The following is a 13085-nucleotide window of genomic DNA, read 5'->3' on the forward strand; positions in this document are numbered from 1 at the left end:
CTATTGTGATGAGGGTCATAAAACCTTCATGACTTCGTAAGGCACGAACAGCGATAAAAGCGAACTGAAGGTTCTTTCTGGCCAATAAGATCAGACACTTTCAGAAAAAAAAAGGCAACCGCAGTTACGGTTGCCTTTCATTTTCTAGCTTTTGAAACGTTGAAATTACAACGGTTTTTTTGTTCCAAAGTTGATGATATAGTCGGTCATCACTTTGGCACTTTCATCTTTCACAAAGTCCAGGTCAATTTTAGGTTGGGATTTTCCTTCTTCCCAAGCCGGTTTGCCCTGCAATTTCAACAAAGCGTTGATGCGGTCTCTATTTTTCTTGAGGTTGTCATCTTTCTCTTTCTTGAATTTGTTTAGCTCCAATGAAATTTTCACATCCTCATCTTTTTGAGCTTCTTCGATATCCTCTTTCAGATATTTATATTCAAGCGAGTTTTTAATGCGTGCCTCATGCAGTGTTTCTAATTTTTTGTCAACAGCACTTAAATCTGCTACTTTCTTGAAGTTGCTCGATTTGATTTGATCCCAAGGAAGTGCTGATTTTTCGGAGCTCTCGCCAAATTTCTCTGCAGAGAATTGAGACGGGAATACGATATCAGGTGTAACACCTTTATGTTGCGTGCTGCTGCCATTTACACGGTAGAATTTACCCAATGTGATGTTGATCTGTCCATATTGCGGTGCACCTTCTGGGGTATCCGGATCTTTTTCTCCTGACGCTTTTAACAACAGGCGGCTGGTCGGACTGATAACACGTGACATATCAATTGCCGATTGCACGGTTCCTTTACCATAACTTTGAGAGCCTAAAATGATACCTCTGCCATAATCTTGGATAGCACCGGCAAAGATTTCAGAAGCCGAAGCCGAGAAACGGTTGATCATGATGCCCAATGGACCATCCCAGGATACGCCTGCGTTTTTATCTTCTTCGACATCGATGTTATTTTTTGTGTCTCTTACTTGTACAACAGGACCTTTATCGATAAATAAACCTGTTAAATCAATAGCTTCCGGTAAGGATCCACCACCATTGAATCGCAAGTCGATGACCACAGCATCTACTTTTTCTTGTTTCAAGGTATCTAAGATTAACCTAACGTCCCTTGTTGTGCTCTTATAGTTTGGATCGCGTCTTCTGTAAGCGTCAAAATCCATGTAGAACTTCGGAATATTGATGATACCCACTTTGTACATTTTTCCATCGGCACCTTTGACGTTCATGATCTCTTTCTTCGCAGATTCTTCTTCAACGACGATTTTCTCACGTACTAAAGATACAATGCGCGGATGAGAGTTCATGGGCTGACCAGCAGGTATAATTTTAAGGCGAACAATGGTTCCTTTTGGCCCTTTGATTTTTGCTACAGCAGCATCGAGTCTCCAGCCAATAATATCTTCAAATTCACCATCTTTTCCTTGGGCTACCGCAATGATTTTGTCGTTGACATGAATGCTTTTGTCTTTGAATATTGGTCCACCAGGGATAATTTCATTGATACTTATGGCTTCATTGTCTATCATGAGCCGAGCGCCAATTCCTTCAAACGTATTGGCCATTCCTTCATTGAATGCCTGTGCAAAGGATGGATTAAAATAAGAGGTATGCGGGTCAACAGCATCTGTCAATGCTTGCATGACCACCTGAAAGGCATCGTTTGCATTTGTTTTCTTGGCCTGTGAGATCAAATTGACATAGCGTTTCTTTAGTGTTTCCACCTGTTTGGTCTTCGCACTGTCGGTAGACTTGCCACTCGCGGTTTCCAAGTTGAGCAGATCGTATTTTACGCGTTTGCGCCATTGGTCGTTGGCCTCGTTTGCGGTTTTGAACCAGCCTAGTTTTTCACGGTTAGGTTGGTAATATTCGTCCTTGGTATAATCCTGTTTCTTATCGATTTCTGAAAGCGCATATTGCATTCTGTCCAGGTATCTCTTCGAATAGACATTAAAAATATGGAATGCCGCAGAAAGATCTCCATTTTTGATATCCTGTGCAAGATTGCTTCTGTACGCTTGAAATGCATCAATATCCGATTGAAGCAAGTAATTTTTTCCCTGATCCAGACTTTTGATTAGATTATCGTATATGATACCCGATATCGAATCATTCATTTTGACCTTTTTGTAGCTCGCATTTTCCAATAATCCAGAGACTTCCTTCGCGATGATCTGATGTTGTGTACTTGGTTTAAGTCCCCCATCTTCAGGCAACGCTACCCGTGGTTTTGAACCACAAGAAACAATGGATACAACAAAAAGTGCAAATATGAGTTTCCTAAACATATTTTCGACGGTTTTAATAATCATTCTTTTTAAAAAATATTCAGCTCTTATTGATAAGCGTGCTAAATTTAGTGAAATTCATAGCACATTACCGCAGAATCTAAAAATTTATTTGATTTATCCTTTAATATTTACAAAAAGCTTAAAATCGCTTTGTAGACTGCTCTTTCAACAGACCAATGGAAGAGGCAGATTGTTTTAACTGTTTCAATTGTACAGTTCATTTTTCAACTGTGTATAGGCTTTATAGGTCTGATCAGCCGAAGGGTAGTCTTTTAAAACAAGGTATACTTCACCAAGTTTGTCCAATATCGCGAGTGAGAGCTGTTTATTATTTTCACCCGAAGCTAATTCTGCCGCCTGCACAAATTCTTTGATCGCTACCTTATAATTCCCATCTTTTTGCTTGGATGAGGCCAACAGGTATTCAATCTCAGCGAGCTCGCTACTTAGTTTTTTGGCATTGGCCAAATCACGGGCCTGTAGCAGAAACCACTGTGCCTCGGTAAATTTATTTTGCTTAAAATAAATCTCAGCAAGCATTTCCCAGGCAAAAATTTTCCCCTCATAGGCTTTGGCCTTATTGAATAGCGGGATTGCACTGCGGATAATATTATTTTCGGCAGTTTTATAATTTCCCTGGCCTGCCCGAGCCATGGCAATTAACAGCCAGGCATTGGCTTGCTCCGCATAGCTTTTGCTCGTCATTGCATAGGTATGATAATTTTGTGCACTTTCTTCTGCACGGACAAAGTCGCCACGATACAGCTGGAAATTGCTGATGTTCATATTGATGGTCGCGATATCATCCCGATTATCCGTACGATTTGCCAGGGAAAGTGCCTGATATAGAAATGTTGATGCATTGCTGCTATCGTTATTTTTAATGGAAAATAAGGCGGCTTCATTCGATAAGGCATAGCTTGAGATCCAATTTTGAGCATTTTTTTGCGCTTCAATCGCGTCATTCCAGCTATTCGCTGTAGAAGGCATCGGATTCATTAAATATTGAAAATGCCCCAGGTTATTGGTGCTCCGCAGTTGCAATAGTAGTCGCTGGAGCAGGAGTTGCCTTGCAATTTCTTTGCTGAACGATTTCTTGTCCGCATAATTCTCTGCCAGTATTTCATTGGCGGATTTTGGTGGCGGTAAAAAATAGACCTCGGGACCAATGCCTTTGAATGAAGTATCGTATTTTTTTATTGCGCCGGTATAATCCTTGTCTAAGCTTTGGGCCATAACCTGACTAGGTATATTCATAGACATTGCCAATATGGTAAATATAGCGATCCAGTATTTTGTCATTTTCATAAAAGATTACGTTATCATTCACGTCTATTTACATTTAAACTATGTGGCTTGTTCGAGCAATCTACAACGCTCTTCGATAAACTTACGTGCTCGATGATATTCTGCCAAAAGCAATTTACATATATCATAGCGCAAATGTGCCGAAAAATTGTGTGAAAAAATGTTAAAGTAATATCGACAGGCGAATGCTGGGCGCTGAAGCTGTGCTATTGAAAGCTTGAAGCTTATCGCTTTACCCTACTCTTCGTCGAAGAAACTGGCTGATTAAAGCTAAAATATTTAGTCGCTGTGCCGTTTAATGTTTAACTTTGTGTTATGGCAACACGAATTCCATTAGCAGAGCGACTTAGACCTCGGCAATTGAGCGATTATGTAGGACAACAACATATTGTAGGCCCAGATGCAGTACTCTACCATGCGATCCAGCAAAAAAATATTCCCTCCATGATTCTGTGGGGACCTCCCGGGGTTGGGAAAACAAGCTTGGCCTTGCTGATCGCAAGAGAGCTCGACCGGCCGTTCTTTTCATTAAGTGCGATTCAAGCAGGGGTGAAAGATATTCGTGAAGTGATTGAAAAAGCCGAACGGCTGATGAACTTCAACCAAGATCAACCCATTTTATTTATTGATGAGATTCACCGTTTTTCCAAGTCCCAGCAAGATTCCCTTTTGGGGGCTGTTGAACGTGGGCTGGTGACACTTATTGGTGCAACAACAGAAAACCCCTCGTTCGAAGTCATCTCCGCATTGCTCTCGCGTTGTCAGGTATATGTATTGGAACATCTTTCTGAAGAAGATCTGATTGGATTGATTCAAAAAGCATTACATGAAGATGAATATCTACAGCAACAGGCAATTGTTGTCGAAGAATATGAGGCCTTGTTGCGGCTGTCTGGTGGCGACGCACGTAAATTGTTAAATGTGCTCGAGCTGGTTGTCAATGCGGCAGTATTGCACAAAGAGCCAATTACAAACGCCTTTGTCCTGAAACAGGTACAGCAAAATATGGCTATTTATGACAAGGCGGGGGAGCAACATTACGATATTATATCCGCTTTTATCAAATCCATCCGTGGGTCAGATCCGAATGCTGCGGTATATTGGCTTGCACGGATGATTGAAGGCGGAGAGGATCCATCCTTTATTGCACGGAGGTTGTTGATTTTGGCTTCTGAAGACATTGGCAATGCAAATCCCAATGCCTTACTGTTGGCCAACAACTGTTTTCAGGCAGTGAATGTGATTGGATGGCCCGAATCACGTATTATTCTCTCGCAGACAGTGATCTATCTGGCTACCTCGGTCAAAAGTAATGCATCCTACGAGGCCATCAATAAGGCACAGGCCTTGGTGAAGCAAACAGGAGATCTGTCTGTACCGCTGCATATCCGTAATGCACCGACCAAATTGATGAAAGACCTAAATTATGGCGCCGAATACAAATATGCACATGCCTATCCGGGGAATTTTGTTGTGCAGGAATTTCTTCCCAAGGAAATCAGTGGCGTCAAATTGTATGATCCCGGGCAGAATTCGCAGGAAGAAAAATTGAGGCAAAGTCTCCGGGACAAATGGAAGGAGAAATATAAATATTAAATCGATATGTTTGAAAAAAAACAGCCTTAGCAGGTATTTTTTAATTTTTTTTAAAACTATGTAGTACCTTTGCTTGTTATCATAACGTTTTTCAATAGGTAGTAAACACGCTGGCACTCCCCATGGTCAGCGTGTTTTTTTTATTGCGGATCAACTTAAATTATTTATGTTTGTTTTACAAATGTTTCAACTATGAACTTAGCGCCTTTAAAACAAACAGGACGTTTGGCCGTCCTAGCTTGGACTGGACTTTTTTTCTTTTCTTGCAAAAAGGATACCCCTAAACCTGAACCCGAGCCAGAACCCGTCGAGCGGACCGAAGCGCAGCTGATTAAGGATGATATCTACAAGTATTATAAATTATATTCACTTTGGGACAAATCGATACCTGATTATACCAGTGATCCATCCAAATTTACAGATCAATACAACTCTGCTGATGCTGTTCTTGCTGCCCTCAAAGCGCTTACCCCGGCGCACGCGGCCTATTCAGGCGGTGTATTTGACCGGTTTTCCTATATGGAGGGAATAGACGGCTATAACACCGGAACAACAGCTTCGGGCAGGCTTAAAATGGATACCAACGATGGATATGGTATCTATGTCCAATTGGGTACCGAAGATGGAAAAACGGCACAGCCCATTATTTATTTTGTAGAAGGTGGTTCACCGGCGCAAAAGGCGGGTCTCAAACGGTCTGATTTTATTACAGCTGTCAATGGGGATTCCGATTACTCGATCGCTATCACTTGTACAAATTCCGGTTGTACCATCAATGATGCAAGTGCGCGGGATAAAATGATGAACAAACTGAATGCAGCACTGGACGCAGGCCCGCTTAAGCTGCAAGTGAAACATCAGGACGGGACAACGGTGACCAAAGATCTTACTTATGAAAAGGACTATACCATCAACCCGATTTATAAAGACACAGTCTATGAATATGCGGGCAACAATGTAGGCTATTTTGCACTATCATCCTTTGAACAGATAGAAGACCCTGCCGATCCCCAAGCTACTGACGAAGGTATAGCCAACAAATCAGCGATCGATGCGGTCTTCAGTAAATTTCAGGAAAAGCAGATTAAAAGTTTAATTGTTGATCTGCGTTATAATGGCGGGGGATATGTGGATGCGTCTGCTTATGTCGCCGATAAAATTGGCGGAGCCATTACCAAAGGAAAGCTGATGCTCACCTATGAGGTGAACGATTATATCAAAGCGACGCCGAGCATCAATAAGATGTTTCAGGATACAAAGTTTGAAGGCAAGAGCAATTTGAACTTGAGTAAAGTCTATTTTCTGGTGAGTGACCGCACAGCATCCGCAGCGGAAATGATTATTAATGTGCTCAAGCCCTATCTGCAGGTGCAGATCATCGCCTCTGGTACACGTACATACGGTAAACCTGTAGGCTTCTTTGAGCAGGTTGTCCAAAAGAAGGTGTCTTTCTGGCCAGTCTCCTTTCTTTTGAAGAATTCTGCGAATTTTTCAGATTATTGGGATGGCTTGGTTCCCGATAAAAGCAATATAACGGATTATGTATTTGTTGATGTAGGTGACAAGAAAGAAACGATGTTGGCGACAGCCTTGAACGATGCTTCACCGGGTATTACCACCAAAGCTTCTATCAATGCCATAAGCCGGAAGGGGTATCGTACGCTTAACCAAGGCGAGGTCAATATACGACCTGACCGGGGTATGATCAAGAAGCGCTAATTACGCAGCTGCAAGTAATTCCTTATTTGTCGGCGAGACTTTTCGAGGATCTTATTATGGTTTTATTCGCCTTGTGTTCGTACCACCTTCGGGCTCGAACAGATCTTGTACAGATCCCGTACAGTCTTTGAACAGAAAATTCCTGTTCAAAGACTGTACAAGGTTCGTTACCAATTGGGCCATTGTGTGGCCACGGCCGAAGCAAGTCCGAAGCAGGTCCGAATCTTATTGGTCAGCAGCAACCTCCTTTTGTTATCATCGCTACTGTTGACTGCGAAATCAAGAAGGTTTTGTTTGTGGGAAAGGAACATGTTAAGTAAGTTTGTAGATTCAACTATATCATTGAAATCGTTAAGTCTTTATGGCATTAAAATATTTCATTTAAATGAGAAAAATAACAAAAGTAGCTTGCATTGGAGCGGGATATGTAGGAGGCCCTACCATGTCTGTTATAGCAAATAAAAATCCTTCCATAACGGTGACTGTTGTGGATATGAATGCCGAGCGTATAAAAGCGTGGAATGCCTCGGATCTCAGTCAGTTGCCTATCTACGAGCCAGGTTTGGCAGATGTGGTGGGTGAATGCCGGGGAAGGAATTTGTTTTTTTCGACAGAAGTCGATCGTGCGATTGATGAAGCCGATATGATATTTATCTCTGTCAATACACCTACCAAATCCTATGGAAAAGGAAAAGGGCAGGCGGCAGATTTAAAATACATCGAACTTTGCGCGAGACAAATTGCGGCGGTATCCAAAAATGATAAAATTATTGTGGAAAAGTCCACCTTACCGGTGCGGACGGCGTCAGCGCTTAAAAGTATATTAGACAATACCGGAAACGGAGTTAATTTTCAAATTCTTTCCAATCCCGAATTTTTGGCCGAAGGAACAGCAATAGCCGATCTAAATGAGCCTGACCGTGTTCTCATTGGAGGTGACCATGAATCTGCTATAGCTGCACTTGTGAGCCTATATGAATCTTGGGTTCCTCGCGAGCGTATTATCACGACAAATTTGTGGTCCTCAGAGCTTTCCAAGCTGGTGGCTAATGCATTTCTGGCGCAGCGGGTTTCCTCTATAAATGCAATATCTGAGTTATGTGAAGTCACGGGAGCCAGTGTGCATGAGGTGGCGGCCGCAGTCGGGCGGGATAGCCGTATAGGGAACAAATTTCTAAAAGCCTCCGTAGGGTTTGGTGGATCTTGTTTTCAGAAAGATATTTTAAATTTAGTGTATATAGCACGAAGTTACAACTTGCATGCTGTGGCTGATTATTGGGAACAAGTCATCATCTTAAATGACCATCAGAAGTCCCGATTTGCGGATAAAATAGTTCAGTGGATGTACAATACCGTGAATGGTAAAAAGATCGCCTTTCTCGGCTGGGCATTTAAAAAGGAAACAAATGACACCAGGGAATCTGCTGCCATCTATGTGGGCGATCAGTTGCTCAGCGAGGAGGCGGCGATTACAGTCTATGATCCCAAAGTTCCGGCATCACAGATCTATAAGGACCTAGATGCATTGGGGACACGGAATCCAGCTGATAACCGCTCATGGGTAACGGTGGCAACAGACCCCTATGAGGCTATAAAAGGAGCTCATGCTATAGCGATATTGACCGAGTGGGATGAATTTAAAGATTATGATTGGGAGAAGATCAAATCCAGTATGAATAAGCCATCTTTTATTTTTGATGGACGTAAGCTATTGGATAGAAAGCAGCTGGAATCGTTAGGATTTATTTATTATGGCATTGGCGAATAAGAAATAACCTTTCGTCAGCTTGTATAAACCCGCGCAAGAGTGAAACAAATGTATTATATCAAAGTTTTAGTTAATAATAAATGGTAGAGGGGTTAAGTTTTACAGCTATAGATTTTGAAACAGCGACAGCCAATCAGAACTCGGCATGTGCTATTGGGCTCGTTGTTGTTGAGCATGGTCTTATTGTGGATGAGTTTCATTCCCTGATTCGACCGCCCGGAAATCAATATATGTGGCAGACTACGCGCGTACACGGCATCAAACCACGTGATACATTCGACTCGCCGACTTTTGAAGAACTTTATTTTAAAATTAAGCCCCTTATCGCCAATCGCATGATGGTGGCCCATAATGAACTGTTTGATCGCAATGTACTGCGCAAGACGATGCTGCATTATAGTTTGCCCTATGAAAGCCTTGGCCTGTCCAATCAGTGGGAGTGTACATTTAAAATTTATCAAAGCAAAGGTTTTAAGCCTGCACGTCTCAATGCGTGCTGTGAAGTAATGGGGATCGACTTAAATCATCATGAAGCACTTTCCGATGCCCGGGCTTGTGCGGAGCTTTTTTTGATGCATAAGCTTGAACATAAAAAATAAGTCAGTATATTTAGGTGCCAGTTGTTTTAGGCATACACTTTGTTTGCAACTAATACACTTTATTAATCATCATATGATAAAAACACCATTAAAAGAAGCACGGGTCGGCATTACATTTAGTGCTTTTGACCTGTTGCACGCCGGTCACATCAAGATGCTCGAGGATGCCAAGCGGCAGTGCGATTATCTGATCTGCGGCCTGCAGACCGATCCGACCCTGGATCGTCCCGAGAAAAACAAACCTGTACAGACTGTTGTTGAGCGGTATATACAGCTTAAAGGGTGCAAGTATGTCGATCAGATTGTTCCCTATGCGACGGAGCAGGACTTAGAAGATGTATTGCGGTCTTTTAAGATCGATGTGCGCATCGTAGGCGATGAATATCGCGAGCGCGAATTTACCGGACGTCAGTATTGTGAAGAACAAGGCATAGATCTCTATTTTAATAGCCGTGACCATCGGTTCTCAAGTTCAGGTTTACGCCGAATTGTTGCCGAAAAGTCGGAGCAATAATTCTAATTGACAATTACAAATAGACATAGCGGTATTTTCTTACAGAAGACTGCTGATTATTAAACTGATAAATCCTTTCAAATGAAAATAGGCATTACATTTGGCGTATTTGATTTGCTGCATGCCGGTCATATTATGATGCTGGAAGAAGCCAAGCGTCACTGCGATTATTTAATTGTCGGATTGAATACCGATCCTTCAGAAGTTTCTCCCGAAAAAGCAAAGCCCACACAGACTATCGTAGAACGCTATATTCAACTGGAAGGCTGCCGATATGTTGACGAGATTATTCCTTATGAGACAGAGCAAGATTTGATCGATATGATCAAAGCCTTACCTATCAATCTTCGTATTATCGGCGAAGAATATCGCGATGCTGATTTTACAGGCAAGAAATACTGCGTTGAGGAAGGCATAGATATCTATTACAATAAGCGTACACACCGATTTTCAAGTGCCCAGCTGCGCAGAGTCGTCTATGAAAAAGAAACCACAAAGAAATAAGATGAATAAAGTTATACATGTCGTCCTGACGGGCGGCGTAGGGAGCCGTTTATGGCCCCTTTCGCGAAAAAGCTACCCTAAGCAATATCTTTCACTGTTTAAAGAAGGTTCGTTATTCGAGATGACCGTTAAGCGCAATCAGCCCCTTTGCGGACAGGTTATTGTCGTCGGCAACCGGGACAATCACTTGCTGAGCAGAGAGGTGATGGAAACCCAAGGTATCGCTTATCTCGATATTATCGAAGCTACGCCGCGCAATACGGCTGCTGCTATTGCTTTTGCTGCCTTTGCTGCTCAGCCCGATGATATTTTGATCGTAACACCTTCGGATCATGTTATAGTTGGTGATGAGGCATATCAGGATGCAATCAGTGAAGGAATCGAAAAAGCAAATAAAGGCTATATCGTGACCTTCGGTATCAAGCCCACCCGTCCCGAGACAGGCTATGGCTATATCGAATATAAAGATGATCATGTTCTTTCCTTTCGCGAAAAGCCCAATCAGGATACTGCCGAAGATTTTATCGAACGTGGCAATTTCCTGTGGAACTCTGGGATGTTTTGTTTTCGCGCAGATACTTTTCTTTCTGAACTGCAGACCTTTGAACCCAAAGTTTACGCGACTGCACTTGCTGCCTGGCAGCATCGCCGCGATGGGGAACTCGATGTTGATCTGTCCAAAGAGGTTCCATCTATATCAGTAGACTATGCCGTTATGGAACGTTCAAAAAAAATTCGTGTTGTTGCTACTGCTTTTGATTGGTCTGATCTCGGCTCTTTCGAGTCCATGTATGATTATCTCAAATCAACCGGGCACCCTGTCGATGAAAATGGTAACATGGTCATAGGTACCGATACCTATACTGCATTTGTAGGTCTGAAAAATGCAATCCTAGTCTATACCAAAGATGCTATTTTGGTTTTGCAAAAGGAAAAATCACAGGACGTTAAAAAGATTTACAATACATTAGAGCGACATCAGTCAAAATTGATCGATTAATAATAAAGGTGCATTGTATTCCTAAGCCTTACGTCTACACTTTCATCTTACTGAAGATATAAAACAACATTTTTCCAACAGTATTGATCGTCGATTTTTTAAGATAAAATAATATAAAGTTAAAACTAATTCACTATACGGATTTGATAATTTAAATCCGTATGAGTACTTTTGTTGCTCAATAAGCTATCCAATGCTAGAAACTCTGATTACTTCAAAGACACGGCTGAAATTGCTGATCAAATTTTTTGTATCAGCAACAAACAGGGCACATCTGCGAGGCTTGGCAGAGGAGTTTCAGGAATCTACCAATGCCATTCGTAAGGAACTGAATCAACTTTCAGAAGCTGGTTACCTCGAACGTAAAACTGAAAAGAATAAGATCGTATATAGTGCCAATACGAAGCATTCGTTATTTAGGCCTATCCAAAATTTGATCCATACGTTTTTGGGTATCGACCAGCTGGTGGAGCAAGTGCTTGACCAAGCGGGTCATATTCAGGAGGTTAGTCTATTGGGCGATTATGCTAAGGGCTTGGACACCGGAACAATCGAGGTCCTTATTTTAGGGGATGATATAAATGAGGCATACTTATTGCTGTTAGCGGACAAGATTGGGGAACATTTGGGTAAAAAAGTATGTATCTATTTTAACGAAGCTTTCAGCGAACAAAAGATTAAACTTTATTTGAATAACGATTTAATAAATTAAAAGATTTTAAGCTATATGAATAAAACAATTATCATTACCGGCGGAGCCGGATTTATAGGTTCCCATGTCGTGCGTGAATTTGTTAATAAATACCCCGAATATCATATTATCAATCTGGATGCTTTGACGTATGCGGGTAATTTAGAAAATCTAAAGGACATTGAAAATAAACCCAATTATCAATTTATAAAGGCGGATATTACCGATGCCAGTTTGATTTTTGATATTTTTCGTCAGCACCAGCCGGATGGTGTTATTCATTTGGCTGCCGAATCCCATGTAGACCGATCCATTACAGACCCCACAGCCTTTGTGATGACCAATGTCATTGGTACAGTCAACCTGCTAAACGCTGCGAAAGAGATCTGGAAGGAAAATTATCAAGGGAAGCGTTTTCATCATGTTTCTACCGATGAGGTTTTTGGCGCATTAGGAGCGACAGGATTGTTTACTGAAGAGACTAAGTACGATCCACATTCGCCTTATTCTGCGTCAAAGGCATCTTCCGACCATTTCGTACGTGCCTATCACGATACCTATGGCCTTCCAATTGTGCTGACCAATTGCTCGAATAACTATGGACCAAATCATTTCCCGGAAAAGTTAATTCCCCTGTGTATCCACAATATATTAAATAATAAGCCATTGCCTATTTATGGTGATGGGAAATATACACGGGATTGGCTGTTTGTTATTGATCATGCCAAAGCGATCGATCTGGTTTACCATAATGGTCAAAACGGCGGCTCCTATAACGTTGGCGGATTCAATGAATGGCAAAATATAGATTTGGTGAAGGAATTATGTAAGCAAGTCGATGAAAAATTGGGGCGTCCGGCTGGTACTGCTGCGGAGCTTATTACTTTTGTGAAAGATCGGCCAGGCCATGATTTACGTTATGCCATTGATGCCAGTAAGATCAACCAAGAGTTAGGTTATGAACCCTCGGTCACATTTGAGCAGGGGCTTTCCATCACCATCGATTGGTTTTTAAACAATCAGGAATGGTTGGATCGTGTTACTTCAGGCGATTACCAAAATTATTACGCAAATCAATATAACTAATTTCT

11 protein-coding genes are annotated in these 13085 nt (G+C 41.8%); 9 read left to right on the forward strand and 2 right to left on the reverse strand.

Annotated elements, in window-relative coordinates; all coding sequences use genetic code 11:
* Window positions 1–165: 165 nt before the first annotated feature.
* Both B2O97_RS19675 and B2O97_RS19680 read right to left on the reverse strand, forming a co-directional pair.
* The gene (locus tag B2O97_RS19675) at window positions 166–2292 is read right to left on the reverse strand and encodes a carboxy terminal-processing peptidase (RefSeq protein WP_115049346.1); all 2127 of its coding nucleotides are present in this window, start codon (window positions 2290–2292) and stop codon (window positions 166–168) included.
* 207 nt (window positions 2293–2499) lie between these two features.
* Window positions 2500–3603 carry a tetratricopeptide repeat protein gene (locus B2O97_RS19680; RefSeq protein WP_286767952.1) on the reverse strand — a complete coding sequence of 368 codons (1104 nt, stop codon included), beginning with the start codon at window positions 3601–3603 and terminating at the stop codon, window positions 2500–2502.
* Between the two features lie 315 nt (window positions 3604–3918).
* On the opposite strand from B2O97_RS19680, the gene B2O97_RS19685 reads away from it, so the two are divergent.
* From B2O97_RS19685 to rfbB, 9 genes are all read left to right on the forward strand, one after another.
* Window positions 3919–5199, forward strand: coding sequence for a replication-associated recombination protein A (locus B2O97_RS19685; protein ID WP_286767953.1), 1281 nt, complete (start codon window positions 3919–3921; stop codon window positions 5197–5199).
* A 192-nt stretch (window positions 5200–5391) separates the two neighbouring features.
* Window positions 5392–6918, forward strand: coding sequence for a S41 family peptidase (locus B2O97_RS19690; RefSeq protein WP_286767954.1), 1527 nt, complete (start codon window positions 5392–5394; stop codon window positions 6916–6918).
* 385 nt (window positions 6919–7303) lie between these two features.
* The gene (locus tag B2O97_RS19695) at window positions 7304–8686 is read left to right on the forward strand and encodes a nucleotide sugar dehydrogenase (protein WP_286767955.1); all 1383 of its coding nucleotides are present in this window, start codon (window positions 7304–7306) and stop codon (window positions 8684–8686) included.
* A gap of 80 nt (window positions 8687–8766) precedes the next feature.
* Entirely contained in the window at window positions 8767–9285 is a 519-nt protein-coding gene (locus B2O97_RS19700; protein ID WP_115045928.1) for a 3'-5' exonuclease, read from the forward strand.
* Window positions 9286–9328: 43 nt separating this feature from the next.
* Window positions 9329–9799, forward strand: coding sequence for an adenylyltransferase/cytidyltransferase family protein (locus B2O97_RS19705; RefSeq protein ID WP_286767956.1), 471 nt, complete (start codon window positions 9329–9331; stop codon window positions 9797–9799).
* An 81-nt stretch (window positions 9800–9880) separates the two neighbouring features.
* Entirely contained in the window at window positions 9881–10303 is a 423-nt protein-coding gene (locus B2O97_RS19710) for an adenylyltransferase/cytidyltransferase family protein (RefSeq protein WP_115045925.1), read from the forward strand.
* Between the two features lies 1 nt (window position 10304).
* Window positions 10305–11303: a mannose-1-phosphate guanylyltransferase gene (locus tag B2O97_RS19715; protein WP_286767957.1), complete on the forward strand. Its 999-nt coding sequence runs from the start codon at window positions 10305–10307 to the stop codon at window positions 11301–11303.
* A gap of 193 nt (window positions 11304–11496) precedes the next feature.
* Window positions 11497–12015 (forward strand): winged helix-turn-helix domain-containing protein, encoded by a 519-nt coding sequence (locus B2O97_RS19720; RefSeq protein WP_286767958.1) that lies wholly within the window; start codon window positions 11497–11499, stop codon window positions 12013–12015.
* Between the two features lie 15 nt (window positions 12016–12030).
* On the forward strand, window positions 12031–13080 hold the full coding sequence (gene rfbB, locus B2O97_RS19725; protein ID WP_115045921.1) for a dTDP-glucose 4,6-dehydratase: 1050 nt from the start codon (window positions 12031–12033) through the stop codon (window positions 13078–13080).
* The last annotated feature ends 5 nt before the right edge of the window (window positions 13081–13085 follow it).

This window comes from Sphingobacterium sp. UBA865 (assembly GCF_002295765.1).
GTDB lineage: Bacteria > Bacteroidota > Bacteroidia > Sphingobacteriales > Sphingobacteriaceae > Sphingobacterium > Sphingobacterium multivorum.